The organism is Phenylobacterium aquaticum (genome assembly GCF_947378715.1).
Classification (GTDB): Bacteria; Pseudomonadota; Alphaproteobacteria; order Caulobacterales; family Caulobacteraceae; genus Phenylobacterium; species Phenylobacterium aquaticum_A.
The window spans coordinates 24304-48922 of sequence record NZ_CANCLE010000007.1; the positions used below are offsets into that span (position 1 = coordinate 24304).

The window sequence follows — 24619 nt, forward strand, 5'->3', positions numbered from 1 at the left end:
GCCTACTTCCGCCCCTTCCGGAACCGCTCCGCAGCCTCAGCCCGCGCCTCGGCTTTCACCCGCTTCACCGCGCTCTTGTCCACGGCCTCGCCGGGCGCCGTGAGGGCGTCGTTGGCGAATTCCAGGTCGAGCATCTTCAGGCGCTTGATCTCGTCGCGCAGGCGGGCGGCGGTCTCGAATTCGAGGTTGGAGGCGGCTTCGCGCATCCGGGCCTCCAGGTCGCGGAGGGTGGTCTTGAAGTTGTCGCCCAGGAACGGCTTGGAGCCATCCTCCGCCACGCCGACCGGCACGGTGACGCGGTCCTTCTCGTAGGGGCTCGCGAGGATCTCCTTGATCGAGGACTTGATGCTGGCGGGCGTGATGCCGTGCTCGAGGTTGTAGGCCTCCTGCTTCTCGCGCCGCCTTTGGGTCTCGGCCATGGCGCGTTCCATGGAGCCGGTGACATTGTCGGCATAGAGGATCACCCGGCCGTCGACGTTGCGGGCGGCGCGGCCGATGGTCTGGATCAGACTGGTCTCTGAGCGCAGGAAGCCTTCCTTGTCGGCGTCGAGGATGGCGACCAGGCCGCACTCGGGAATGTCGAGGCCCTCGCGCAGCAGGTTGATGCCGATCAGGGCGTCGAAGGCGCCGAGCCGCAGGTCGCGGATGATCTCGATCCGCTCCATGGTGTCGACGTCGGAGTGCAGGTAGCGGACCCGCAGGCCCTGCTCGTGCATATATTCGGTCAGGTCCTCGGCCATCTTCTTGGTCAGGACCGTGATCAGGGAGCGGTAACCGAGCTTGTTGGTCTGGCGGACCTGGTCGATCACGTCGTCGACCTGGCTGAAGCCGTCCTTGTGGACCGGCTTGATCTCCACCGGCGGGTCGATCAGGCCGGTGGGGCGGATCACCTGTTCGGCGAACACCCCGCCGGTCTTCTCCATCTCCCAGTTCCCCGGCGTGGCCGAGACGTGGACGGTGGCCGGGCGCATGGCCTCCCACTCCTCGAACTTCAGCGGCCGGTTGTCGATGGCCGAGGGCAGGCGGAAGCCGTACTCGGCCAGCGTGAACTTGCGGCGATAGTCGCCTCGGTACATGCCGCCGATCTGGGGCACGGTCTGGTGGCTCTCGTCGACGAACAGCAGCGCGTTCTCGGGGATATATTCGAAGAAGGTCGGCGGCGGCTCGCCGGTGCGGCGGCCGGTGAGATAGCGGCTGTAGTTCTCGATCCCGGCGCAGGAGCCGGTGGCCTGGATCATCTCCATGTCGAAGGTGGTCCGCTGCTCCAGGCGCTGGGCCTCCAGCAGCTTGCCATTGGCCACCATCCAGTCGAGGCGCTCCTTCAACTCGGCGCGGATCTGGTTGACCGCCTGGTTGAGGGTCGGGCGCGGCGTCACATAGTGGCTGTTGGCATAGACCTTCACGGTCTCGAGGTCGGTGGTCTTCTTGCCCGTCAGCGGGTCGAACTCGGTGATGGCCTCGATCTCGTCGCCGAATAGGGACAGGCGCCAGGCGCGATCCTCATAGTGGGCGGGGAAGATCTCGATGGTGTCGCCGCGGCGGCGGAAGGTGCCGCGCTCGAAGGCCTGGTCATTGCGCTTGTATTGCTGGGCCACCAGGTCGGCGAGCAGCTTCTTCTCGTCGATGCGGTCACCCACCGACAGGCTGAAGGTCATGGCCGTATAGGTCTCGACCGAGCCGATGCCGTAGATGCAGGAGACCGAGGCGACGACGATGACATCGTCGCGCTCCAGGATCGCCCGGGTCGCCGAGTGGCGCATGCGGTCGATCTGCTCGTTTATCGAGGAGTCCTTCTCGATGTAGGTGTCGGTGCGCGGGACATAGGCCTCCGGCTGGTAATAGTCGTAGTATGAGACGAAGAACTCGACCGCGTTCTCCGGGAAGAAGCTCTTGAATTCGCTGTAGAGCTGGGCGGCCAGGGTCTTGTTGGGGGCCAGGATCAGGGCCGGGCGCTGGGTCTGTTCGATGACCTTGGCCATGGTGAAGGTCTTGCCGGAGCCGGTGACGCCCAAGAGCACCTGGTCGTGCTCGCGGCCCTCCAGGCCGGCCACCAGCTCGGCGATGGCGGTGGGCTGGTCGCCGGCCGGCTCATAGTCGCTGACCAGCTTGAACACCCGCCCGCCCTCGGACTTGGCCGGCCGCGCAGGGCGGTGCGGCGTCCACAGCATGGGCGTCGTGGCCTCGTCATAGTCGAAGACAGCGGGCGCCTCGGTGACGCCGGACGTGGGGGAACGGGACATGAACCTGAACCTAGGTGGCTTGCTGGCCGGACGCTAGGGGCGCGGCGTGTCAGGAGCTGTCAGCAGGGTGGTTTGGTGGCGGCTGCAAAGCTCCTCCCCCAGCGGGGGAGCAGCGGGTCTCTGGTCTACTTCTTCTTCCCGGGCTTGCGGGCCTGGGCGATGGCGGTGTCGAGCTGGTCGAGGGTCATGACGCCTTCCTGGGCCTTCACGCCGTTGACATAGAAGGTCGGGGTGGCGTTGACGCCCTTGTCGATGCTGGTCTGGACCCGGGTCTCCAGGGCCTGGATCTGGTCCTGGTTGGCCAGGCAGGCCTTGACCGCGTCCTCATCCAGGCCGCCGAGCTTGCCGGCGGCCAGCAGCGGGGTCCTGAGGTCCTCCTTCTCGTACATCTCCGCCTGGGAGCGGAAGAAGGCGTCGACCACCTTGAAATAGCTGGCCGGCCCGGCGCAGCGGGCGACCAGGAAGCCGGCGGCGGCGATGTTCTCCGGCGGGGTCAGGTACTCGTGCAGCACGTAGCGCACCTTGCCGGTGTCGACATATTTGGCCTTGAAGCCCGGGAAGATCTCATTGTTGAAGTGGGCGCAGTGGGTGCAGCTGAGCGAGGCGTACTCGTCGATCACCACCTTGGCCTTGGGATTGCCCATGGCCATGTCCTGGGCGGCCGGCGGTGCGGCCGGCGCGGGCTTGGGCGCGGCGGCCTGGCCGCTGGAGGCGGCGAGGGCGGCGACGGCGAGGGCGATAAGGGCTGAGCGCAAGGGGCGGTCCTGACGACGGGGAGGCGTTGCGGTTTCCCTACGCGCTCCAGCGGGGCTGTAAAACCCCGGTCGTCCGGTCAATCCGCCGCCCGAGGCCCGCCACGATCCTTGATCGCCATGATGACCGTAAGAAGGCGGCCTGCCGTCAGAACACGCCGTGCGCGCCGGTCGCGACGATGGCGATGACGGCGGCCAGTGTCAGGGCCGCGAGGACCAGATGCGCCAAGGCGTCGCTCTCCCAGGTTCGTTTCCAAGGGCTACGAATCTAGCGACCGTCCGGATGCGCGCATGACGCACTTGGACTAGACGCTGCAACCTTGGAGGCGACCTTGGGAGAGCGCCCCGGATCAGTGGTGGGGGTCGACCGTCTTGCTGACCACCGTGCCCACGGCGGCGCCTGCGGCCGCGCCGACGGGGCCGCCCAGGACGGCGCCGGTCACCGCGCCGGTGGCCGCGCGCTGTTCGACATTGTGGCCACAGGCCGAGAGGGTCAGGGCCAGTCCGGCGACGGCCAGCAGGCCAAGGGTCTTGCGCATGGATTTTCTCCGCGAATTGAAAGGCTCGCCCTGTCCAACGGCGCTGTGCAGCCGAGGTTCCCGATCGACGTGGTTAAGCTTATCCACATGAAAATTCATGCTGCAGCGCAATACCGGGTTGCGAATCTGCAGCGCTTTGGTCATAAGCACCTCAACTTCGCCGTAGCTTGTCTTTCCACGTGTATCGGACAGGCCCGTTTTCGACCGCCGCCAGCAAGAGCAGGGGCCGTTGAACACAACGATGTCGGGGGGCGCCAATGCCCTCGCCACACGGGATTCTCACCTTTGACATCTACCTTCCAGACGCGCGCCGATTGGCGTGCGCTGACCAGCGCCGCTTTGATCGGCTCGGGCATCGGCCTGGGCCTCGGCGCCGCCTATCTCGCGGGCGGAATGGCCCGCGCCGCCACGGACCATGCCCGCGCCTCGCGCATCGCCGAGGCCGCCGCAGGCGGATTCTCCGAGACCGTCCTGCAGCACGAGGCCGCCGCCATGGCCCCGGGCGTCCTGCGGATCGCGCGGGCTCATGACCCCTTCACCGTCGCCGGCTCGGCCGAGCGCGACCGCCAGAGCGCCATTCTCGCCGAGCGGCTGGAGCGCCAGGTCACCGACGACCGGCCGATCCAGTCGGCCCTGTTCCTGCGCGCCGCCTTCGGCTCGCCCTTCATGCCCGCCGCCGCGCCTTTCCACCTGACCGGGGCGCTGGACAGCTCGCGTGAGCTCGATTGCCTGACCCAGGCGGTGTATTTCGAGGCCCGGGGCGAAGGCGCCGCCGGCCAGGCCGCCGTCGCCCAGGTGGTGCTGAACCGCGTGCGCTCGCCCGCCTTCCCCAAGACCGTCTGCGGCGTGGTGTTCCAGGGCGCGGCCCGAGGCGTCAGCTGCCAGTTCAGCTTCGCCTGCGACGGCTCGATGCGCCGGGGCCGTGAGCCAGACGCCTGGAACCGCGCCGAGCGCGTGGCCGCGCGCGCCCTGTCCGGCAGCGTGATGGCTGCGGTCGGCAACGCCACCCACTTCCACACCATCAATGTGGCCCCGGCCTGGGGACCGCACCTGTTGCGCGTCGCCCAGGTGGGTCTGCACGTGTTCTATCGGTTCGGCGGCGGGGTGAGCCCGCAGACCTTCCTGGCCGAGGCGGAAGCCAGCGCGCCGGAACAGACCAGCCAGCCGATGTTCGCCAGCCTGGCCCAGGGCGGCCAGCCGACCAGCGGGCCGACCGACTACCGCCTGGCTTCAGCGGTGATCACCGAGGCGCCTGCCGGCGCGCCGGCGGCTCTAACGGGCCCGGCCGGCTCCGGCTCCGGGACCGCCGACAGCAAGGCCACCGCCTCCGCCGCCGACGCGCCCAAGCCGGCGCGGCTGACGCCGACCTCGGCGGTGCGGCCCGCCGACCAGCCCGTCAAAGCGCCCGCTTCATCTGCTTCCTGATCAGGTTGGGGAAGAAGCGGGTCATGAACCGGACCTGCTTACCCCGGTCGCCGACGATATATTCCAGCGCCTGGCCCTGGCTGGCCTCCCAGATCACCTGGGCGGCGTCCTGCGGCGTGTAGACCACGTGGCCGCCGTCCTTGACGGCGTCGCGGATGGTGCGGTTCGAGCGCTCGGCCCCGGCGTCCAGGATCGGTGTCTCCACGAACCAGGGCATGACACAGGCGACCCCCACGCCGAAGCGGGCGAACTCCGCGTCCAGCGCCTGGGACAGGCCGCGCACCGCGAACTTGGTGGCGGCGTAGATCGACATCTGGGGTGAGCCGAACAGGCCGGCGCAGGAGGCGATATTGATCAGCCGCGAGCCCGGTGTGGCGCGCAGCAGGTCGAGCGCGGCGCGGGCCCCGTGGATCACGCCCTTCACATTGATATCGATCTGCAGGTCGAGATCGGCCTCGGACTGTTCCTCCAGCCAGCCGAACCGGGCGATGCCGGCATTGTTGACCAGCAGGTCCAGCCGCCCGCCGCTGGCCTTGGCGAAGGCGGCGAGGGCCTTGTCCCATTCGGGCCGCTTGCGCACATCCAGGTTCAGCACCACGCCATTGCCGGGTCCGATCTCGGCCAATGCCGCCTTGGCGCCCGGCTGGTCGATATCGGCGATCCCGACGAAGAAGCCTTCGGCGGCGAAGCGCTTGGCGGCGGCGAGCCCGATGCCGCTGGCGGCTCCGGTGATGAAGACGCAGCGGCGTCCCTCGGCCTTGGCGGCGACAGCCATGATCCCGGTCCTTCCGTGGGCGGCGCCTTGGCCGCGCCTTTGTCTGTGATTAGCCCCGGTCGACCTTGCGGCTGAACCTGGGCGTGCGAATGCTGATCGAACAGGTTGACGGACGGTCAGGTCAAGGAACGAGGACGCGATGACGAAGACGGAACGCCATGCCGAACTGGCCCAGCAGCTGCTGGCCTGTGACTACGACGCCCTGACGCCGGTGCAGCGCAGCGTCATCGACCTGATCGCCACCGAGGCGCCCAGCGCGCTCAACCCCGCCCTGAAGAGCGATGATCGCAGCTTCTGGGACCGCACCGCCGACCGGGTGGCGCAGATCGGCGGGTCCTGGAGCTTCATCTTCGGCTTCTTCCTGGCCCTGGCCCTGTGGATCAGCTGGAACGTGGGGACCCGGGTCTTCGGCCTGTCCTTCGATCCCTATCCCTTCATCTTCCTGAACCTGATGCTGTCCATGCTGGCGGCGATCCAGGCGCCGGTGATCATGATGAGCCAGAACCGTCAGGCCGATCGCGATCGTGAGGCCGCCGAGCACGACTATCTGGTCAATCTGCGGGCCGAGCTGGAGATCATGCACCTGCACGACAAGGTCGACGCCCTGCGCGACAAGGAGATGATGCAGATGATCAAGCGCCAGAACGAGACCCTGAAGCTGCTGCGCAAGGAAGTGGCCGCCCTGGCGGCGGCGAAGGCTTAGCTTCGCGCGGTTCTGCGCAAGGCCTGGGGCGGTTGGCCGAAGGCGCGGATGAAGGCGCGGCGCATGCGTTCGGGATCGCCGAAGCCCGCGGTCTCGGCGATGCGGTCTATGGGGTCGGCGGAGCCCTCGACCCGCTCGCGGGCGGTCTCCAGCCTCAGGCGCTCGACGGCCTTGGCCGGGGTCATGCCGGTCTCGGCGGCGAAGGCGCGGGCGAAGTTGCGCGCGCTCATGGCGGCCTGATCGGCGAGGCGCTCGACGGTGAGGGGTTCGGCGAGCCGGGGCCGCATCCAGTCCAGCAGTTCGGCGAAGCGCCCGGCCCGGCCGCCCATCTCGATCAAGGCCGAGAACTGCGACTGGCCGCCCGGGCGGCGGTGATAGACCACCAGTTGCTGGGCGACGCGGCGGGCGATGTCTTCGCCCAGGTCCTGGGCGATCAAGGCGAGGGCGAGGTCGATGCCGGCGGTGATGCCGGCCGAGGTCCAGACGTCGCCGTCGCGGGTGTAGATGCGGTCGGGCTCCAGCCGCACCTTGGGATAGCGCCTGGCGAAGTCCTGGGTCCGCTCCCAGTGGGTGGTGGCGCGCTTGCCGTCCAGCAGTCCGGCCTCGGCGAGGATATAGGCGCCGGAGCAGACGCTGGTGGTGCGCCGGGGCGTCAGCGCCCGCAGCCAGGCGATCAGCACCGGGTGCAGGGCGGCGGGCCGCGTGCCCTCGCCACCGGAGACGATGACGGTGTCGAGCGGACCCTCCAGCGGGCCAGCGCTCATCAGGGCGCCGCAGGAGCTGCGCACCAGGCCGGGCTCGGCGGCCATGATCCGCAGCTCATAGGTCCCAGGGACATAGCGGGCCGCGATCTCGAAGGCGGCCAGGGGGCCGGTGGCGTCGAGGATCTGGAAGTCCGGGAAGATCACGAAGCCCAGCTGGCGGGTCATGGCGTCTTTCGAGGGAAGAATGGCATTTCCGCCAGACCCTAGGCCTGCCACCCTTGGCGCGTCAAATCCCAGGAGGTTCCCATGGCCGAGCTGATCATCGTCATCCCGATCTATCCCGAGGTCACCCACCTCGACTTCACCGGCCCGCACCAGGTGTTCTCGCGCATCCCCGGCGCCAAGGTGATCGTCGCCTCCAAGGGCGGGGTCGATATCGAGGGCGATGGCCTGGTGTTCACCCGGCTGACCGACCTGGCCGACATCCCGCGCTGCGACGTGATCTGCGTGCCCGGCGGGTTCGGGACCACGGCGGCCATGCTGGACGAGGCCTATATGGCCGAGGTCACCCGGCTGGCGGCGGGCGCCAAGTACTTGACCAGCGTCTGCACCGGCTCGCTGATCCTGGCGGCGACCGGCTTGATCACCGGCAAGCGGGCGGCCTGCCATTGGGCCTGGCGCGACATGCTGAAGCCGTTCGGCGTGATCGTCGACGAGGCCCGGGTGGTGCGCGACGGCAATGTCATCACCGGGGGCGGGGTGACGGCGGGGCTCGACTTCGCCTTCGTCATGGCCGCCGAACTGGCCGGCGAGACCCTGGCGCAGTCGGTGCAGCTGGGCCTGGAATATTCCCCCGCGCCGCCGTTCAACGCCGGCCGGCCTGAGACCGCCCCGCCGGAGATCGTGGCGGCCGTGCGCCAGCGCATGGAGGCCTCCGGCGCGGGCCGCATGGCCGCCGCCGAGGAGGCCGCGCGCCGGCTGAAGGTCCGGGCATGATCGGTCGCGCGCTGGCGGCCCTCGCCGCCGCCGTGCTGAGCGCGACGGCCGGTCCCGCCGCTGCGGGCCACGCCCGGCCCTTGGTGGCGATCCTGGCCGATCCGTCCGGGACCGAGACCACCGACCTGATCGCCCCCTATGCGATCCTGGCGGAGTCCGGCGCGGTGGATGTGCTGGTGGTGTCCTCCGACCTCGCCCCCGTGCCGCTGATGCCAGGGATCGGACGGGTGAAGCCCCAGGCCAGCCGCGACAGCTTCGACCGCGCCCATCCTGAGGGGCCGGACATGGTCATCGTGCCCTATATGATGCGGATCGATGACCCGGCCCGTTCCGCCTGGCTGCGGACCCAGGCGCGGCGTGGCGCGCGGATCGTCTCGATCTGCGACGGGGCCCTGGTGCTGGCCAGCGCCGGCCTGCTGGACGGTCGTCAGGCCACGGCCCATTGGGCCTCGCGCAAGACCCGGCTGAAGCGCTGGCCCAAGGTCGCCTGGCGCATGGACGCCCGCTGGGTCGATGATGGGCGGATCACCACCACCGCCGGGGTCAGCGCCTCGGTTCCGGCGGCCTTGCAGCTGGTCCGTGAACTCGCGGGCGAGCCGGTGATGCTGGCCACCGCCGCGCGCCTCGGTCTCGATCGGCCCAGCATCGCCCATGACGCGCGGGCCTATCAACTGGCCCCGCCGATGCTGCAGACCGCCGCCGGCAATCTGCTGGCCTTCTGGGAGCATCAGAAGGTGGCGGTGGCGGCTGGACCGGGCTTTGACGACCTGGCCTTCGCCACCGAGCTGGATGGCTGGTCGCGGACCTTGCGCTCCAAGGCCTATGCGGTCACCCCGGCCCAGGGGGCGGTGTCGCGCCACGGCCTGACCGTGCTGGGCGTGACGGAGTTGCCGGGGGCGAGCCGCCAGGCGAAGCTGCGGCGAGGCGAGCCGATCCCGCTGATGATCGGGGATATCACCGCCGCCTATGGCCGCCCAACAGCGCGGTTCGTGGCCCTGCAGCTGGAGCATCCCGCCAGTTTCGCGCCCTAGATGGAACCGGTTAGGCTGGGCGGATGAACGACACGCCGCCCGGCCAGGTCCTGATCCTCACCGGCCCGCCGGGCGCGGGCAAGACCACGGCCGCGCGCCGCCTGGCCGAGGCCGCGCCCATGGGCGTCCATGTGCATGGCGACGACTTCATGGACTATATCCGCTCCGGCTTCATCGAGCCCTGGAAGCCGGCCTCCCAGGCCCAGAACCTGACCCTGTCGCGCAGCCTGGCGGCGGCCTGTTTCAGCTTCGCGGCGGGGGGCTATTTCACGGTGCTGGACTGGGTGGTCGGCCCCTGGTTCCTGGAGGTCTATCGCGCCGAGGCCGCGCGGTCTGGGGTCAGGCTGGACTATGTGGTGCTGCGGCCGAGCGAGGCCCTGGCCCGTCAACGCGCCCGGGACCGCCTGGAGCGGCCCATCGCCGACTACGCGCCGATCCGCCCGCTCTACGCCCAGCTGGCGGATCTGGGCGCGCTTGAAACCCACGTCCTGGAGACCACCCATCTCGACCTGGAGGCGACGCTCGCGGCCTTGCAGTCTGGGCTTGCGGAGGGGCGCTGGCGGCTCGGCTGAGATGATCTGACGCAGCCGATAGAGGCTGTCGGGAGAGTGCGCCGCCGCCGCGACTCCTGACAGGCGAGCGACCGTCACGGCGGGGCATTCAACTACCTGGAATGGGCGAGGGGCCCCTTCCTTTTCGACCGCGCGGTGCGCTTCTGACCCGCTGAAGGCGTCAAGGGAGCGTTCACCATACCGTCCGGATCCGCATCACCGCCGGCCGCCGTGGGACCCGGTTCGGAGCGGGCGCCGCGCAGCGCCCTGCTGGACCTGCTGAGGTTCGCGGCGGCCGGCCTGATCGTCCTCTACCACTACCGCTTCGACAGCCCCATCAAGCTCGACCTGTTCAGCCCGCTGTTCGATCGCGGCTATCTGGCCACCGACTTCTTCCTGATCCTCTCGGGCTATGTGCTGGGCCGCGCCTATGGCCGCCAGATCGCCCTGGGCAAGGTGTCCGACGAACAGTTCCTGCTGCGCCGGGTGATGCGGGTCTGGCCGGCGCACGTCGTCATGCTGGTCGCTTTCGCCGCGGTGATCGGGGCCGCCGAGATGGCCGGGCGCGCGCCGCACAACGCCGCCCAGGTCCAGTGGCGCGACTGGCCGGCCCAGCTGGCGCTGATCCAGGCCTGGGGCCTGCATCGCGGCGAGGGATGGAACGTGCCGACCTGGACGCTGTCGGCCCTGATCGTCTGCTATGCGGGCTTCCCGACCCTCTGGCGGCGGACCCTCGGAGATTGGCCGGCGGCGAGCCTGCTGGTCATCGGGGTGAGCGTGCTGGCGGGCGCGGATCTGGTCAGCGAGGCGTTGTATGGCCAAGGCGTGTTCGACCTGCCCTCGAATCTGGGGGTCATGCGGGCCCTGCCGCTGTTCGTGTTCGGCGCGCTCGTGGCCCGCGCGTCGGAGGCCGGCTGGCCGCTGCGGCGCTGGGCGCCCTGGCAGGCGATCGCAGCCTTCGCGGGGTTCTGCGTGCTGCAGGCGACCGGCAAGTTCGACCTGCCGTCCATGGCGTTGCTCGGCGTGCTGATCGGCGCCGCCGGCGAGGTCCCCGCGCGGGGTCGGTCCGGCCTCGCCGACCGGGCGGCCAAGGTCTCATTCGCGCTCTACATCACCCATGTCTTCGTCGCGACCCTGTGGTTCAACTTCATCCACGCGGTCGACGCCCGGTTCAATCCTCCGGCCTGGGAGCAATGGAGCCTCTGGGGCATGGCCTTCCCGGCGGCGCTGATCGCGGCGGTGGTCTTCGAGCGCTGGGCGGACCGCCCGTTGCAGGCGGGCGTGGCGGCCCTGCTCAGGCCGCGTCCAGGCCGATATCCAGCACTGGCGCCGAATGGGTCAGGGCGCCGACACTGATCACCTGGACGCCGGTCTCGGCTATGGCCCGCACGGTGGCCAGATTGACCCCGCCCGAGGCTTCCAGCTGAACCCGGCCGGCGGTCAGGGCGACGGCGCGTCTCAGATCCTCGAGCGCGAAATTGTCGAGCATGATCACGTCGGGCCCGGCCTCAAGGGCCTCCGCCAGCTGGGCCAGACTGTCGACCTCGACCTCGACCTTGGTCAGGTGACCAGCGGCGGCGCGGGCGCGGCGCACGGCCTCGCCGACCCCGCCGCAGGCCGCGACGTGGTTGTCCTTGATCAGGATGGCGTCATCCAGGCCGAAGCGGTGGTTGACCCCGCCGCCGCAGCGCACGGCGTATTTTTCCAGGGCGCGCAGACCCGGCGTGGTCTTGCGGGTGTCGACGATGCGCGCGGAGGTCCCGGCGACGGCGTCCACATAGGCCCGGGTCAGGGTCGCGACGCCGGAGAGCCGGCCCATCAGGTTCAGCGCGGTGCGCTCTGCCGAGAGCAGGGCGCGGGCGTTGGCGGAGACCTTGGCCAGCACGGCGCCCGGCGCCACGAGGTCGCCGTCCTGGCTCAGGGCCTCGAACCGCGCGCTGGGATCGAGGGCGAGGATGGCGAGGCGGGCGCAGGCGAGACCGGAGACCACGCCGGCCTGGCGCGCGCCGAAGGTCGCCTCGAGCCGGGCGTCGGCGTCGATACAGGCCTGGGCGGTCAGGTCGCCGGCGCGGCCGAGGTCCTCGGCCAGGGCGGCGCGGACGATCGGTTCGATCAGCAGGTCGGGCAGGGGGGCGATCATGGGGTCTCGGGCTGTTGCAGGCCGCGCAGGAAGGCCCGCAGCAGGGTGCCGGTGGCGGCGCGGACGTCGCGCTCGGTCTGGTCGCGCTCGGCGGGCGGCGCCGAGGCGATGCGCAGCACGCCCTGGACAAAGGCGCCGAACAGCAGGTGGGACAGGGCGTCGATCTGGTTGGCGGGGACCATGCCGGCCTGGGCGTAGTGCTTCAGCCCGTCCGCCACCAGGCAGGCGCCGATCGGCTCCTGCAGCGCCAGCCAGGGGCCGAAGCCCAGGACCGAGGGCCCATCGATCAGCAGCAGGCGGTGGGCTTCCCGCGTGCCATAGGCGTCGAACATCCGCCGGCCGCCGGTCATCAGCTCTTCCAGGCGCGGCGTGCCGGCGCCGCGGCCGGCGGCGTCCACCTGGCGCACGACGTCCTCCATCACCGCGTGGCAGGCGGCGTGGAACAGGTCGGCCTTGTCCTTGAACTGGTAGTAGACGGCCCCCTTGGTCAGATTGGCGGCGGCGGCGACCTCATCGACGGAGACCTCGGCATAGCCGTGCTCTGCGAACAGCCGACGCGCCTCGGAGACCAGGCGATCGCGGTTGGATCTCTGGCTGGAGGGATGATGAGTGGCGACCAGGGTCATGCGGCCTGGGACGCGGGCGCCCCCTCCGGCAGGGTGATGAAGGTCCGTTGCGCGGCCTGACGCTCGGGATGATCGGCGCGGAAGTGACCACCCCGGCCTTCACGGCGTTCCAGGGCGGCGGCGGCGACCAGGCGGGCGGCGACCAGGGGCGCGGCGCGGCCGTGGGCGGTCTCCAACCGATCGATCTCGCTCAGCAGGCGGTCCAGGCCCGCGGCGTCGCGGACCACGCCGGCCTCACGGCTCATGGCGGCGCGCAGGGTCTGGAGGGCGGCTGGCGGCAGTTCCGGCGTCACCAGGCGTCGCAAGGCCCGGGGCCCGGGCTGGGCCTCGGCGGCGGCGGATATGCCGGCCCGGACCCCGAACACGGCGGCCTCGAGCAGGGAGTTGGACGCCAGTCGGTTGGCGCCATGGACGCCCGTGGAGGCGCATTCGCCGGCGGCGAACAGGCCGGGCAGGGCGGCGGTCCCATGCTCATCCGTGACGATCCCGCCCATGTGGTAGTGGCAGGCCGGGGCGACGGGGATCGGCTGGATCCGGGGGTCGACCCCGCCGGACAGGCAGGCGGCGAACACGGCTGGGAACTCCTGCGGGAAGTGCGAGCCCACGGCCTCGCGGGCGTCCAGGAAGGCGCCGCGACCGGCGGCGATCTCCGCATGGATGGCGCGGGCCACCACGTCGCGGGGGGCCAATTCCGCGTCGGCATGATAGCCGGCCATGAAGGCGTGTCCGGAGGTGTTGATCAGCTTGGCGCCTTCGCCGCGCAGGGCCTCGGTGGCGAGCGGGGCGGGATCACGACCGATATCGATGGCGGTCGGGTGGAACTGGACGAATTCTGGATCGCCGATCATCGCCCCGGCCAGGGCGGCGAGCGCCAGGCCCTCGCCCTGCAGTTCTGCCGGGGTGGTGGTGACGCCATAGAGGCCGCCGATGCCGCCGGTGGCCAGGAGGACGGCCGGGGCGGTGATCTCCAGCGGCCGGCCATTCTGGACCACGACCACGCCGCTGATCCGACCCTCGGCGTCCTGCAGCAGGCCGCGCAGGCGCGCGCCCGCCCGGACCTCGACATGGCGCGAGGACAGCACGGCGCGGACCACGGCCTCCATGATCTCGCGGCCGGCCTGGTCGCCCTTGACCCGGGCGATGCGGGGCCGGGAGTGGGCGGCTTCCAGGCTCTGGGCGAAACCGCCTTCCGCCGTGCGGTCGAAGGGGGCGCCGAGCTCGGCCAGACGGCGCACCGCGGCCGGACCTTCCCGGGCCAGCAGCGCGGCCATGACCGGATCGACCAGGCCCGCGCCGGCGGCGATGGTGTCGGCGGCATGTAGCTCGGGCGTATCGCCCACGGACAGGGCCGCGGCCATGCCGCCCTGGGCCCAGGCGGAGGAGCAACCCTGGTTCAACGGCGCGCCGGTCAGCAGCAGCACCTTGCGCGGCGCGGCGGAGAGCGCGGCGGACAGGCCCGCAAGGCCCGCGCCCACGATCAGGACGCCGTCGTGATGGATGCGGTCCATAGGGACCTCCCTCGGAGCGGCTGGGCTCAGATCAGTTCCACGTCCACGTGATGGCGAGCCTTCACGAGGTCGTAGCGGGCGGGGATGGCGGGCGGCGGCAGGTCGATCATCCGCTGCACGGCCAGGCGGGCGCGGTCGGCGATGGCCGGGTCCACGAACACCTCGTGGCGGTCATGCAGCAGGGCTTCATAGATGTTCTCGAGACTGATCCGCTTCATGTGCGGGCAGAGATTGCAGGGCCGCACGAACTCGGTGAACGGCGCGTCGGCGGCGACATTGTCGGCCATGGAGCATTCGGTGATCAGCACCACCTGCTTGGGCCGACGCTGGATCACATAGTCGTTCATGGCGGCGGTGGAGCCGGCGAAGTCGGAGACCTCCAGCACCTCGGCCGGGCATTCCGGGTGGGCCAGGACCTCGGCGTCCGGATAGGCGGCGCGGATCTCCAGGATGTCGGCGGCGGTGAAGCGCTCATGCACCTCGCAGCGGCCCTGCCAGGCGATGATCTTGACGTCGGTCTGGCGGGCGACATTGCGGGCCAGGAACTCGTCGGGGATCAGGATCACCCGGTCGACGCCCCATTCACGGGCCACATGCTCGACCACCTGGACGGCGTTGGCGGAGGTGCAGCAGATGTCGGTCTCGGCCTTCACCTCGGCGGTGGTGTTCACATAGGTGACCACCGGCACGCCGGGATAGCGCTGCTTGATCAGCCGGACGTCGGCGCCGGTGATCGAGGAGGCGAGGGAACAGCCGGCCTGCAGATCGGGGATCAGCACCCGCTTGTCCGGGGACAGGATCTTGGAGGTCTCGGCCATGAAGTGCACGCCAGCCTGGACGATCACCGCGGCGTCCGAGCGGGCGGCTTCCTTGGCCAGGCCCAGGCTGTCGCCGACATAGTCGCCGACCCCGTGGAAAATCTCCGGCGTCATGTAGTTGTGGGCCAGGATGACCGCGTTCTTCTCACGCTTCAGGCGGTTGATCTCGGCGATCACCGGGGCGTGCAGCCGCCACTCCATCGGGGTGACGTGATGCTTCACCTTGTCCCAGGCGGGGCGGGTGCTGCGTTCCACTTCGGGCGTGAACGCGAACTGATTACCGTCTGCCACCGGCGCCTCCTTATGCTCACAATGAGCATTTCACCGATCTCAAAAACGCCGCGAGATGCTTTTCGATCCCGTCGGCGTGTCGGATATGCTCAATCGGAGCAAAACCGATGAGACACATATAGACCCCTGGCGGCCCGGCGCCAAGAGCGATGGATGACAGTTTTTCTACGCAGGCTTGTGAGCCGGCTCCAGGACCCCGGCGATGGCGCGGGCCAGGGCGTCGCCCGAAAAGGGTTTGCGCAGCAGCGGCCACGGCGCGCCGTCCGCGGCGGCCAGGGCGTCGCCGGTATAGCCGGACGCCAGCAGCACCGGCAGGGAGGGCCGCAGGCCGACGGCGCGGTGGGCGAGGTCCACCCCGGTCAGGGGCCCGGGCATGATCAGGTCTGTCAGCATGAGGTCGATGCGCCGGTCGCCGCCGAGATGGTCGAGGGCGGCCTCCGTCCCGGGGGCGTGGGTGACGGCATGGCCTTGCTCTGCGAGCAGGGCTGCGACCATCTCGGCGACCTCCAGATCGTCTTCGACCAGCAGGATCGCCAGCGCTCGGCCCTGGGCGGCGGCAGGGGAGGGCGTCGGCGGCTCGGCGGCCCGGGCGGCCGACAGGGGCAGGAAAAGCCGCACCGAGGCGCCCTGGCCGGGCGCGGATTCGATCGCGACCCCGCCGCCGCTTTGCCGGGCGAAGCCATAGACCTGGGACAGGCCGAGGCCGGTGCCCTTGCCCACCTCCTTGGTGGTGAAGAACGGTTCGAAGACCCGCGACAGGGTGTCAGCGTCCATGCCGACGCCGGTGTCGTGGACGCTGACCCGCACATAGGTCCCAGGCGGGGTTTCCAGGGCCTGGCCCTCAGCCACCTCACAGACTGCGGTCTCCACCCGAATGGCCCCGCCCTGGGTGACGGCGTCGCGGGCGTTGACCACCAGGTTCATCAGGGCGGCGTGAAACTGGCTGGCGTCGATCATGGCCACGGCCCGGCCGGCGGCGGTGGTGAAGTTGAGGCTGACCGCCTCGCCGACCGCGCGGCGCAGCAGGGGCTCGGCCTCGCGCAGGGCGGTGTCGATCTCCACAGGCTCGGGCCGCAGGGCCTGGCGGCGCGAGAAGGCCAGCAGTTGCTGGGTCAGGCGCTCACCACGCCGCGCCGCGCCCAGGGCGGCTTCCACCATGCGGCCGCGGCGAACCTCGTCGCCCGGACTGCGTTGCATCAGATCCAGGGCGCCGATGATCACGGTGAGCAGATTGTTGAAGTCGTGGGCGACGCCGCCGGTCAACTGGCCCACGGCCTCCATCCGCTGGGCGTGGCGCAGGGCGGTCTCGGCTTCATCGCGCTCGACCAAGGCCTCACGGACCCGGGTCGCCAGGAGTTCGTTGATCTGCTTGAGGTCGGTCTCGGCCCGCTTGGCGTCCGTGACGTCGAAGGCGATGCCGATGAAGCCTTCGAAGCCGCCGTCCGGGCCACGCCTCGGCTGGGAGAAGGAGCGGATCCAGCGCCAGGCGCCGTCAAACCGCTGGTAGCGCGCCTCCAGGGTGAACAGCTGCCGGGCCGCCTCGCCGGCGACCTGCTCCTTGAGGATGCGCGGCAGGTCCTCGGGATCCAGGCGCTCGCGCCAATCGAAGTCGACAGCCTGCTCATAGGGCACGCCCAGATAGTCGACATAGGCCTGGTTGACGAACTCGCGCTGGCCGCCGGGCCTGGACACCCACATCAGCACCGGGGCGCTGTCGGCCAGGGCCCTGAAGCGCGCCTCGCTTTCCTGAATCTGTTCGAAGGCCTGGCGCCGTTCGGTGACGTCGATATTGACGCCCAGGGCGCGCAGCGGCTGACCATCGGGCGCCCGCAGGAAGTCGCCGCGTGACATCAGCCAGTGGACCGAGCCATCCCCGCGCACCACCCGATACTCGGTCGTCTCCATCCGCCCGTCCCGGATCGACTTCAGGGCCGCAAGGACACGGGCGCGGTCATCCGGGTGCGCGGTCTCGAGGATCGCCGCCACGCCGGCCGGGCGGTCGATCTCGAGCCCGAGATTGCGATAGGTGGCGGCCGACCAGATGACCTCGTCGGTGGCCAGGTCCCAGTCCCACAGGCCGACCCCACCGATCTCCTGAGCCAGGCGTAGCCGCGCTTCGCTCTCGTTCAGGGCCTGCTGGGTGATCTGTTGGGCGCGGCGGGCTTCCTCGTAGCGGAGAAGGGTCTCGCGCAGGGCCGAGGCGACCATGACGGTGAGGGCGCCGGACAGGGCGAACATCACCATGACCGCACCGGTCGAGACCCCGTTGGGGAAGGTGTTCTGGGACAGAGCCCCCAGCAGCATTGAGGTGGCCAAGGCGCCCCAGCCCCAGCGCTGACCGCCATAGAGGGTCGCCAGTATATAGGCCGGGAAATAGGTCGCCGAGAGGCCGGCGGCGTTGGGCCAGCCGATGATCAGGCCCCGGGTCGCGATGGCGCCGGCCAGGGCGGCGACCGTCACGGCCAGGCCGTGCAGCAGGGGCGGCGACCGCCGGGAGATAAACCTGAGGGGCCACTCCACCGCCGTCATATGCTCCCGCCTGTCCGCAGGTCTCTGCCCCCGGGTCTCATTAAGGAATAGACCGCTGGCCGTCTGGCGCAACAGCGGATATCGCAACGCGTTCAGGGGGCGGTGTGTTCCGGGGCGCGCCATCTTGCGGTCGCATCCCGGCGCCAAGGCTCCGCGACCACGCGACAAAGGACCCGGCCGAAGACTTGAGCGCGCTCAACCCCCAACTTCCCGGGTTCGGTCTTGTCCGCTGGGTCATCGTGGCCTTGGCGGCCTGGGGCCTCGCCGCCTGCGCCAGTGTCTATCTGCCGGTGGGGTCGGGCCATGCGGCAGGGGTGGCCAGTGTCGCAGAGACCTTCTCGGACCGGGGCCTGGATCGACTGACCGCCGATATGGACCCCGCCATGCTCGCCGTGGCGCGACGGCACGATCCCGCGCGTCACACCGACTTCTGGGGCCGTCCCCGGGGCTGGGCGGTGCTCGACCTGCGTCGGTTGCCGGACCTCGGCTTCGGCACGGCGCTCAATGACACGGCGCTGGAGATCAATGCGCTGCGGCCCTTCTCGCGGCTGCCGATCCGGCCGATGGGCCCCTTCGTGCTGAAGTCCGACGCCGACGACAGCGCCCGCGCCGTCACCTGCCTGGCCCAGGCCGTCTATTATGAGAGCGCCCGGGAGCCGGAGCTGGGCCAGGAGGCGGTGGCCCAGGTGGTGCTGAACCGGCTGCGCCATCCGGCCTATCCGAAGTCGGTCTGCGGCGTGGTCTATCAGGGCGCGGCCAACCACACGGGCTGCCAGTTCACCTTCACCTGCGACGGCTCGCTGGACCGCCCACCTGAACCCTCGCTCTGGGCCCGCGCCCAGGCGGTGGCGCGTCAGGCCCTGGGCGGCTTCGTGGTCAAGGATGTGGGGTCGGCCACCCACTATCACGCGGTCTATGTGGCGCCCTACTGGGCCCCGACCCTGGTCAAGCTGAAGCAGATCGGGGCGCATATCTTCTATCGCTGGACCGGCCCCTGGGGAGAGCCCGCCGCCTTCACCGGGCGCTATGCGGGGGGCGAGGCCCATCTCTCGCCGGAGATTCTCGACAGTTTCGACGCCCGCACCCAGGGCCTCTTGCCGCCGGACCTGCAGCCGGTTCCGACCACCCACAGCGTGACCCTGACGGTGGCTGGCGAGGCGCGCACCTATACGATGGCCGACCCTGGCGCGCCGGCCGGCGTCGGCGACCACGCGCTCGGCACGCTCTACGCCCCGCACCGCAAGCCGACCCGTGAGGAGATCCAGGCGATCAACGCCAAGCTGGCGGCCATGGAACAGGCCGAGGCGGCTTCCCAGCCCGCCGCGCCGCAGCCTAACCCCTGAAGGCGTCCGGATAGGCGACGGTCAGGGGCTGGTCGAGGGCGCCGGGCTCGAGCGCCAGGGCCATGAAGGCCGGGCTCTTGGAATAGGGGGATGCGACCTTGGCGGCCGCCTCGCGGGTGAAGCCGAAGCGGGGATAGTAGGTGGGGTGGCCCAGGACCATGACCGCATGCGCCCCGAACTCCTTAGCGAGGTCGAGGCCCGCGCGGGTCAGCCTGCCGCCGCCGCCCGCGCGCTGGCGGTCGGGCCGGATGGCGAGCGGGCCCAGGGCGGCGAACAGCTGGACGCTGTCGGCCCACAGCCGGCTGAAAGCCACATGGCCGGTGACCTCGTCCGCGTCCAGCTCCACCAGTTCGAACAGCATGTCGCCGTCCTCCCGCAGCCGACGCAGGATGAGGCTTTCGGCCTCGCCGCCGAAGGCGGCGTCGGTGATGGTGGCGATGGCGGGATGGTCGGCTGGGCGGACGATGCGGATCATCCGCCCAGCTTAGGCTCGCGCTCGGCCGGGGTCTATTCGGCGGCCAGCAGGACCGGCGCGGCCTGGGGCCCGCGGATCAGCTTGCCGGGCAGGTCGCCGGTGGCCTCGCCATTCTCGAAGGTCACCACGCCCGAGACCACCGTGGCGCGATAGCCATCGGCCTTCTGGATCAGGCGGCGGCCGTCGGCCGGCAGGTCGAAGACCATTTCCGGCGCCCGGATCGACAGGGCGTCGAAGTCGATGACGTTGAGGTCGGCCTTCATGCCCGGCGCGATGACGCCCCGGTCGTTGAGGCCATAGAGCCGGGCGGTCTCGCGGGTCTGCATGGAAACCACCTTCTCCAGCGGCATGCGCTCGCCCCGCGACCGGTCGCGGACCCAGTAGGTCAGCATGTAGGTCGGGAAGCTGGCGTCGCAGATCACCCCGCAGTGGGCGCCGCCATCCGACAGGCTCAGCACCGTGTTGGGGTCGTTCATCATCTCGACGATGTGGTCGAAGTTGTGCTCGGCGTAGTTCAAGAGCGGCAGGTAGATGTAGCCCAGCCCGCCGTTCTCCATGAGCATGTCATAGACAACCTCTTCCGGCGTCAGACCCCGGCGCGTGGCCTCGGCGGCGACGGAGTCCTCGACGCGGGGCTCATATTCCAGCTGACCGTCCCGCTCCAGGCGGAACATGTTGTTGAAGTCCTGCAACAGGGCGCCCATGGCCGCCGCCTGGGGTGTGACCTCCGACACCATGGCCGCGCGCACGGCCGGATCCCTCAGCCGCTCAAGGCGCTGGGCGAAGGGCAGGTCGGCGATGGCGCGATAGGCGGTCTTGCGGATGAAGGGATGCACGGTCGACTGCCAGCCCAGCACCATGCCGGTGGGGCGGCAGGCGATGCCGGCGGTGATGTTGGCGCCGTTGGCCTGTGCCTGTGCGGTCAGGGCCAGCATGTCGCGCCACTTGTTGGGCTGGAACGGCGACTGCAGCAGGCTGAAGGTGACCGGCAGCTTGGTCTCCTTGGCGAAGGCCGCCATCCAGGCGAACTCGTCCTCCGGAATGGTCATGTCCGAGGCCAGCTCGAACACCCCGTGGCCGGCTTCGCCGAGCGCGCGGCCGATGCCGATCATCTCATCGGCGCCGGCGAAGGTGCCGGGGATCACTTCCCCATCCTTGGTGCGGTGCAGGGCGGTGCGAGAGGTGGAGAAGCCGAGCGCCCCGGCCTGGACGGCCTCGCGGGTGATGCGGGCCATCTCGGCGATGTCGTCCGGGGTGGCGGCCTCGTTCTTGGCGCCGCGCTCGTCCATGACATAGGCGCGGATGGCGCTGTGCGGGGCCTGGGCGGCGACGTCGAGCACCCGGGGCTTACGGTCGAGGCTGTCGAGATATTCCGGGAAGGTCTCCCAGTCCCACTTCATGCCTTCGGCCAGGGCCGAGCCGGGGATGTCCTCGACGGCTTCCATGATGCCGATCAGCCACTCGTGGCGGTCGGGGCGGGCGGGAGCGAAGCCGACGCCGCAATTGCCCATGACCACGGTGGTCACGCCATGCCAGCAGGAGGGGCTGAGATAGGCGTCCCAGGTCACCTGGCCGTCATAGTGGGTATGGATATCCACCCAGCCGGGGGTGACCAGCAGGCCCGTGGCGTCGATCTCGCGCCGACCCTTCGCCAATATGGTTCCGACCTGGCTGATGACGCCGTTATCCACGGCCACGTCGGCCTTGCGGGCCGCAGCGCCGGTGCCGTCGACCACCAGGCCGCCGCGAATGACCAGGTCGTGCATGGTTCCCTCCCAGGGTTGTTTTCACGACCATACCGGGAACAGCAAGGGCGGCAACGGCGCCCTTAGGTCAGCTTTCGCGGATTTAACCGGGCTTCGCGACCAGCAGGGCGAGGGCGGCGTTGATGCGGGTCTGCCAGCCGGGACCCCCGGCCTTGAAGTGCTCGACCACGTCCTGGTCCAACCGCAGCTTGACGGCGACCTTGGGTCGCTCGGCCTTGGGTCGGCCCAGGGGCTTGCGGAACAGTTCGCGAAACTCGGGCGGCGCGGTCTCGACCGTCCAGGCCCTGGCGAACATCTCCTCGGTCCATTCCGGATTGTCCGGATCGTCCAGGTCCGGCTCCGGCATGGCGGCCAGCCGGTCTTCAATCTCCTTGGTCGACGACATATCGGCGATACTCCCTCAGATGGGCGCGCCGAAGACTGATGGCGCGGATCGTGTCTGGTCGCGGCCGTGTGAAGGCCAGTGAATGAGGCAGGCCGTCCAACAGCCCGAAGCCGATGTAACGAACCTCGCCATAGGCGATGCGTCTATCCTCGAAGAAGTCCGCCATCTGCAGCTCCACAGCGCGGGCCAAGGACAGGCCGTGCTTGGCGATGTTGAGGGCGTCCTTGGCGGGATCGAATTCGATCTCCAATTCTTGTACCCCCAAAAACTGCGATCTTCAATCCGGCACGCATTTAGTTCACTATTTGTTCTATGTGAAGGCGCGGCCTTTCAAGGGCGGGGGTGTCTGGGCTGCAGGGTTCAGTCGCCGTACACCCACTCGACGTCGGCGCCCAAGGCGTTGAGGTTCTCGACGAACCTGGGGTGGGCGCGCTTGATCGGGGCGGCGTTGAGGATGGTCGACTGGCCCTCGATGCTGGCGGCCAGCATGAACAGGGCGATGGCGACGCGGATGATGTAGGGGCTCTCGACCTCGGCCGGCATCAGCGGCTTGCCGCCATAGGTGATCAGGCGGTGCGGGTCGCAGAGCACGGCGTGGGCGCCGAACTTGCCCAGTTCCTGGGTCCAGCCGAGCGCGCCCTCATAGACCTTGTTCCAGAACATCACCGAGCCCTCGGCGCGCACGCCCAGGGCCACGAAGATCGGCAGGAGGTCGGCGGGGACGTAAGGCCAGGGGGCGGCCTCGACCTTGGTCAGGATGTTGGAGGTGAAGGGCGCGCGCACAGCCAGCTTGCCGTCGATGCGGGCCGAGGACCAGCCGTCCTTGTGGGTCACCTCGACGCCGAACTTGGCGAAGGTGCGGTCGAGCAGGGGGAACTGGTCGGAGGCGCCGTTCTTGACCGAGACCTCGCCGCCGGTGATCGCGCCCATAGCCAGGAAGGTGGCGACCTCGTGGAAGTCGTCGGCGAAGGTGAATTCCGCGCCGCCCAGCTTGTCGACGCCCTCGACCGTGAGCCGCGAGCCGCCGACCCCGGACACGTCCGCGCCCATCCGGGCTAGGAAGGCGCAGAACTCCTGGACGTGAGGTTCGCAGGCCGCGTTGGTCAGCTGCGAGCGGCCCTTGGCCGTGGCGGCGCACAGGGCGAAGTTCTCGGTGGTGGTGACCGAGGCGTAGTCCAGCCAATGGTCGGAGGCCGCGAAGCCCCTGGGGGTCGAGATATAGAGCGCTTCGGGGGTGCGCAGGACCTCGGCGCCAAAGGTTTGGAACACCTCGATATGCGGGTCGATCTCGCGGGCGCCCAGGGTGCAGCCGGTGGCGTCCTCCTCGATCGAGGCGGCGCCGAACCTGTGCAACAGCGGCGGAATCAGCATCAGGGTGGAGCGCATGCCGAGCGGCAGGTGCGCGGCCTTGGGGTTCAGGCCCTCGCCGTGGCGCAGGTTCAGCGTCCCGGTCTCGTAGTCCATGTCTACGGCAGACCCAAGATTGCCGAAGAAATCCAGGATCTTGCGGACGTCTGTTATGTCCGGAACCCGATGCAGGGTCACGGGCTGATCCGTGAGCAAAGTCGCGCAAAGCACGGGCAGCACAGCGTTCTTGTTGGCGCTGGGGGTGATGGAGCCCCGAAGCGGCCGGCCGCCGCGCACGATCAGGTTGGTCATGGCCTGGGCCTCGTCAGTCTTGGGGGTTCGGCAGGCGTCATAGCCCAGGCGCAGGGGAATCCAGAAGCAGCTTCGCGCAGGGCGCGGATCACCAGGTCGCGATCTTCTGGGCCTCGGCGTGGCTGATGGCGTGATGGGCCTTGGCGTGGTCCTCCTCGGCCAGCAGGCGCACGGCCTCCAGGGCGGCCATGCAGCCCATGCCGGCGGCGGTGACCGCCTGGCGATAGACGTCGTCTGTGACGTCGCCGGCCGCGAACACGCCGGGGATGGCGGTCGAGGCCGTGCCTGGGGTCACGTCCAGATAGCCGGCCGCGTCCATGGCCAATTGGTCCTTGAACAACTCGGACGACGGGGCGTGGCCGATGGCCACGAACAGGCCGTCGCAGGACACCTCCAGGGTCTCGCCGGTCTGGCTGTGCTTCAGCTTCAGGCCCGTGACGCCCATGGGGTCGGAGGCGCCCAGCACCTCGTCGACCGAATGGTTCCAGATCACCTCGATCTTGGGATGGGCGAAGGCGCGTTCCTGCAGGATGCGCTCGGCGCGGAACTCGTCCTTGCGGTGGACGATGGTGACCTTGGAGGCGAAGTTGGTGAGGAACAGGGCCTCTTCGACCGCCGTATTGCCGCCGCCGACCACCACGACCTCCTTGCCGCGATAGAAAAAGCCGTCGCAGGTGGCGCAAGCCGAGACGCCGAAGCCCTGGAACTTCTGCTCGGAGGGCAGGCCCAGCCACTTGGCCTGGGCGCCGGTGGCGATGATCAGGGTCTCGGCCAACCAGACCGCGCCGCTATCGCATTCCAGGCGGAAGGGGCGTTGGCTGAGGTCGGCCTTGATCACGATGTCATTGATCAGCTCGGCGCCGACATGCTCGGCCTGGGCGCGCATCTGGTCCATCAGCCACGGCCCCTGGATCACCTCGGCGAAGCCCGGATAGTTCTCGACATCGGTGGTGATGGTCAGCTGGCCGCCGGGCTGGATGCCGGCGATCAGCACAGGGTTGAGCAGGGCGCGCGCGGCATAGACGGCGGCGGTGTAGCCGGCCGGGCCGGAGCCGAGGATCAGACAGCGGGTGGTGCGGGGGGTCTCTTGAGCCATGTCCGCTATTTAGGTGAGATTCCGCCCGAGCGCATCGGGCATGAACGTCAGAATGGCTGGGGAGGCTGTGAGGTTTCGTCAGCCGTCCCATCTGCGGAAGACGGGGCCTTGGTTAACGACCGCTTCAGCGCCTTTGGATAGATTCAGCCCATGACCGGGCTTCCCGAAATCCAGATCGCCGGCCGCCGGATCGGGGCGGGGCATGAGCCCTATGTGATCTGTGAGCTGTCGGGGAACCATAACGGCAGCCTGGACCGGGCGCTGACC

The 24619-nt window shown here is 69.6% G+C and carries 23 protein-coding genes and 1 pseudogene; 8 read left to right on the top strand and 16 right to left on the bottom strand.

Annotation, left to right across the window (positions count from 1 at the left end; translation table 11 throughout):
- Positions 1 to 2: 2 nt before the first annotated feature.
- The 3 genes from uvrB to Q7P21_RS02270 all read right to left on the bottom strand — a co-directional run bounded on the left by uvrB (position 3) and on the right by Q7P21_RS02270 (position 3531).
- Positions 3 to 2240: an excinuclease ABC subunit UvrB gene (uvrB, locus tag Q7P21_RS02260; protein WP_304168895.1), complete on the bottom strand. Its 2238-nt coding sequence runs from the start codon at positions 2238 to 2240 to the stop codon at positions 3 to 5.
- Positions 2241 to 2365: 125 nt separating this feature from the next.
- Positions 2366 to 2995 (bottom strand): DsbA family protein, encoded by a 630-nt coding sequence (locus Q7P21_RS02265; RefSeq protein ID WP_304175544.1) that lies wholly within the window; start codon positions 2993 to 2995, stop codon positions 2366 to 2368.
- Between the two features lie 347 nt (positions 2996 to 3342).
- Complete coding sequence (locus Q7P21_RS02270) at positions 3343 to 3531, bottom strand: hypothetical protein (RefSeq protein WP_304175546.1); 189 nt, start codon at positions 3529 to 3531, stop codon at positions 3343 to 3345.
- A gap of 285 nt (positions 3532 to 3816) precedes the next feature.
- Here Q7P21_RS02270 and Q7P21_RS02275 point away from each other — a divergent pair, with 285 nt between their 5' ends.
- A complete protein-coding gene (locus Q7P21_RS02275) occupies positions 3817 to 4956 on the top strand; it encodes a cell wall hydrolase (protein ID WP_304175548.1) in 1140 nt (379 codons plus the stop codon).
- Here Q7P21_RS02275 and Q7P21_RS02280 read toward each other — a convergent pair.
- Entirely contained in the window at positions 4928 to 5731 is an 804-nt protein-coding gene (locus Q7P21_RS02280) for an SDR family oxidoreductase (RefSeq protein WP_304175550.1), read from the bottom strand. The two genes, Q7P21_RS02275 and Q7P21_RS02280, sit on opposite strands and share 29 nt — an antisense overlap.
- Positions 5732 to 5870: 139 nt before the next feature.
- On the opposite strand from Q7P21_RS02280, the gene Q7P21_RS02285 reads away from it, so the two are divergent.
- Positions 5871 to 6434, top strand: coding sequence for a DUF1003 domain-containing protein (locus Q7P21_RS02285; protein WP_304175552.1), 564 nt, complete (start codon positions 5871 to 5873; stop codon positions 6432 to 6434).
- Here the strand turns inward: Q7P21_RS02285 and Q7P21_RS02290 are convergent.
- Complete coding sequence (locus tag Q7P21_RS02290) at positions 6431 to 7363, bottom strand: GlxA family transcriptional regulator (protein ID WP_304175554.1); 933 nt, start codon at positions 7361 to 7363, stop codon at positions 6431 to 6433. The genes Q7P21_RS02285 and Q7P21_RS02290 overlap by 4 nt on opposite strands.
- 81 nt (positions 7364 to 7444) lie before the next feature.
- On the opposite strand from Q7P21_RS02290, the gene Q7P21_RS02295 reads away from it, so the two are divergent.
- The 4 genes from Q7P21_RS02295 to Q7P21_RS02310 all read left to right on the top strand — a co-directional run bounded on the left by Q7P21_RS02295 (position 7445) and on the right by Q7P21_RS02310 (position 11072).
- Positions 7445 to 8134 (top strand): DJ-1/PfpI family protein, encoded by a 690-nt coding sequence (locus Q7P21_RS02295; protein ID WP_304175556.1) that lies wholly within the window; start codon positions 7445 to 7447, stop codon positions 8132 to 8134.
- Positions 8131 to 9165: a DJ-1/PfpI family protein gene (locus Q7P21_RS02300; RefSeq protein WP_304175558.1), complete on the top strand. Its 1035-nt coding sequence runs from the start codon at positions 8131 to 8133 to the stop codon at positions 9163 to 9165. Before Q7P21_RS02295 ends, Q7P21_RS02300 begins: the two co-directional genes overlap by 4 nt.
- 23 nt (positions 9166 to 9188) lie before the next feature.
- On the top strand, positions 9189 to 9737 hold the full coding sequence (locus tag Q7P21_RS02305; RefSeq protein ID WP_304175560.1) for an AAA family ATPase: 549 nt from the start codon (positions 9189 to 9191) through the stop codon (positions 9735 to 9737).
- 210 nt (positions 9738 to 9947) lie between these two features.
- On the top strand, positions 9948 to 11072 hold the full coding sequence (locus tag Q7P21_RS02310) for an acyltransferase (protein WP_304175562.1): 1125 nt from the start codon (positions 9948 to 9950) through the stop codon (positions 11070 to 11072).
- Here the strand turns inward: Q7P21_RS02310 and nadC are convergent.
- The 5 genes from nadC to Q7P21_RS02335 form a co-directional block, all read right to left on the bottom strand.
- Positions 11011 to 11856 carry a carboxylating nicotinate-nucleotide diphosphorylase gene (gene nadC / locus Q7P21_RS02315; RefSeq protein ID WP_304171244.1) on the bottom strand — a complete coding sequence of 282 codons (846 nt, stop codon included), beginning with the start codon at positions 11854 to 11856 and terminating at the stop codon, positions 11011 to 11013. The genes Q7P21_RS02310 and nadC overlap by 62 nt on opposite strands.
- Positions 11853 to 12482, bottom strand: a complete 630-nt coding sequence (locus Q7P21_RS02320; protein WP_304171246.1) for a TetR/AcrR family transcriptional regulator — start codon at positions 12480 to 12482, stop codon at positions 11853 to 11855. Before Q7P21_RS02320 ends, nadC begins: the two co-directional genes overlap by 4 nt.
- A complete protein-coding gene (locus Q7P21_RS02325; RefSeq protein ID WP_304175564.1) occupies positions 12479 to 13990 on the bottom strand; it encodes an L-aspartate oxidase in 1512 nt (503 codons plus the stop codon). The genes Q7P21_RS02320 and Q7P21_RS02325 overlap by 4 nt, the downstream gene beginning before the upstream one ends.
- A gap of 26 nt (positions 13991 to 14016) precedes the next feature.
- Positions 14017 to 15099 (bottom strand): quinolinate synthase NadA, encoded by a 1083-nt coding sequence (gene nadA, locus Q7P21_RS02330; RefSeq protein WP_304167430.1) that lies wholly within the window; start codon positions 15097 to 15099, stop codon positions 14017 to 14019.
- A 165-nt stretch (positions 15100 to 15264) separates the two neighbouring features.
- Positions 15265 to 17628: a PAS domain-containing sensor histidine kinase gene (locus tag Q7P21_RS02335; protein ID WP_304175566.1), complete on the bottom strand. Its 2364-nt coding sequence runs from the start codon at positions 17626 to 17628 to the stop codon at positions 15265 to 15267.
- A 185-nt stretch (positions 17629 to 17813) separates the two neighbouring features.
- On the opposite strand from Q7P21_RS02335, the gene Q7P21_RS02340 reads away from it, so the two are divergent.
- Entirely contained in the window at positions 17814 to 18971 is a 1158-nt protein-coding gene (locus Q7P21_RS02340; RefSeq protein WP_304167424.1) for a cell wall hydrolase, read from the top strand.
- Here Q7P21_RS02340 and Q7P21_RS02345 read toward each other — a convergent pair.
- The 6 genes from Q7P21_RS02345 to trxB all read right to left on the bottom strand — a co-directional run bounded on the left by Q7P21_RS02345 (position 18961) and on the right by trxB (position 24352).
- Positions 18961 to 19446, bottom strand: a complete 486-nt coding sequence (locus Q7P21_RS02345) for a GNAT family N-acetyltransferase (protein ID WP_304175568.1) — start codon at positions 19444 to 19446, stop codon at positions 18961 to 18963. The genes Q7P21_RS02340 and Q7P21_RS02345 overlap by 11 nt on opposite strands.
- 32 nt (positions 19447 to 19478) lie before the next feature.
- Positions 19479 to 21212, bottom strand: a complete 1734-nt coding sequence (locus Q7P21_RS02350) for an amidohydrolase family protein (protein ID WP_304175570.1) — start codon at positions 21210 to 21212, stop codon at positions 19479 to 19481.
- 82 nt (positions 21213 to 21294) lie between these two features.
- Positions 21295 to 21597: a BrnA antitoxin family protein gene (locus tag Q7P21_RS02355; protein ID WP_304167416.1), complete on the bottom strand. Its 303-nt coding sequence runs from the start codon at positions 21595 to 21597 to the stop codon at positions 21295 to 21297.
- Positions 21575 to 21847 carry a BrnT family toxin gene (locus Q7P21_RS02360; protein ID WP_304167414.1) on the bottom strand — a complete coding sequence of 91 codons (273 nt, stop codon included), beginning with the start codon at positions 21845 to 21847 and terminating at the stop codon, positions 21575 to 21577. The genes Q7P21_RS02355 and Q7P21_RS02360 overlap by 23 nt, the downstream gene beginning before the upstream one ends.
- 110 nt (positions 21848 to 21957) lie before the next feature.
- Entirely contained in the window at positions 21958 to 23256 is a 1299-nt protein-coding gene (locus Q7P21_RS02365; protein ID WP_304167412.1) for a UDP-N-acetylglucosamine 1-carboxyvinyltransferase, read from the bottom strand.
- An 88-nt stretch (positions 23257 to 23344) separates the two neighbouring features.
- Complete coding sequence (gene trxB, locus Q7P21_RS02370) at positions 23345 to 24352, bottom strand: thioredoxin-disulfide reductase (protein ID WP_304167410.1); 1008 nt, start codon at positions 24350 to 24352, stop codon at positions 23345 to 23347.
- Between the two features lie 150 nt (positions 24353 to 24502).
- Between trxB and Q7P21_RS02375 the strand changes: the two are divergent.
- A pseudogene (locus Q7P21_RS02375) lies at positions 24503 to 24619 on the top strand (pseudaminic acid synthase); the annotation flags it as partial.

What these genes read in the sequence shown, in the direction of transcription:
- uvrB (WP_304168895.1), bottom strand. Translation starts at nt 2,240, where the DNA reads ATGTCCCGTTCCCCCACGTCCGGCGTCACCGAGGCGCCCGCTGTCTTC.
- Q7P21_RS02270 (WP_304175546.1), bottom strand. Translation starts at nt 3,531, where the DNA reads ATGCGCAAGACCCTTGGCCTGCTGGCCGTCGCCGGACTGGCCCTGACC.
- Q7P21_RS02280 (WP_304175550.1), bottom strand. Translation starts at nt 5,731, where the DNA reads ATGGCTGTCGCCGCCAAGGCCGAGGGACGCCGCTGCGTCTTCATCACC.
- Q7P21_RS02285 (WP_304175552.1), top strand. Translation starts at nt 5,871, where the DNA reads ATGACGAAGACGGAACGCCATGCCGAACTGGCCCAGCAGCTGCTGGCC.
- Q7P21_RS02290 (WP_304175554.1), bottom strand. Translation starts at nt 7,363, where the DNA reads ATGACCCGCCAGCTGGGCTTCGTGATCTTCCCGGACTTCCAGATCCTC.
- Q7P21_RS02295 (WP_304175556.1), top strand. Translation starts at nt 7,445, where the DNA reads ATGGCCGAGCTGATCATCGTCATCCCGATCTATCCCGAGGTCACCCAC.
- Q7P21_RS02300 (WP_304175558.1), top strand. Translation starts at nt 8,131, where the DNA reads ATGATCGGTCGCGCGCTGGCGGCCCTCGCCGCCGCCGTGCTGAGCGCG.
- Q7P21_RS02305 (WP_304175560.1), top strand. Translation starts at nt 9,189, where the DNA reads ATGAACGACACGCCGCCCGGCCAGGTCCTGATCCTCACCGGCCCGCCG.
- nadC (WP_304171244.1), bottom strand. Translation starts at nt 11,856, where the DNA reads ATGATCGCCCCCCTGCCCGACCTGCTGATCGAACCGATCGTCCGCGCC.
- Q7P21_RS02320 (WP_304171246.1), bottom strand. Translation starts at nt 12,482, where the DNA reads ATGACCCTGGTCGCCACTCATCATCCCTCCAGCCAGAGATCCAACCGC.
- Q7P21_RS02325 (WP_304175564.1), bottom strand. Translation starts at nt 13,990, where the DNA reads ATGGACCGCATCCATCACGACGGCGTCCTGATCGTGGGCGCGGGCCTT.
- Q7P21_RS02335 (WP_304175566.1), bottom strand. Translation starts at nt 17,628, where the DNA reads ATGACGGCGGTGGAGTGGCCCCTCAGGTTTATCTCCCGGCGGTCGCCG.
- Q7P21_RS02345 (WP_304175568.1), bottom strand. Translation starts at nt 19,446, where the DNA reads ATGATCCGCATCGTCCGCCCAGCCGACCATCCCGCCATCGCCACCATC.
- Q7P21_RS02350 (WP_304175570.1), bottom strand. Translation starts at nt 21,212, where the DNA reads ATGCACGACCTGGTCATTCGCGGCGGCCTGGTGGTCGACGGCACCGGC.
- Q7P21_RS02355 (WP_304167416.1), bottom strand. Translation starts at nt 21,597, where the DNA reads ATGTCGTCGACCAAGGAGATTGAAGACCGGCTGGCCGCCATGCCGGAG.
- Q7P21_RS02365 (WP_304167412.1), bottom strand. Translation starts at nt 23,256, where the DNA reads ATGACCAACCTGATCGTGCGCGGCGGCCGGCCGCTTCGGGGCTCCATC.
- trxB (WP_304167410.1), bottom strand. Translation starts at nt 24,352, where the DNA reads ATGGCTCAAGAGACCCCCCGCACCACCCGCTGTCTGATCCTCGGCTCC.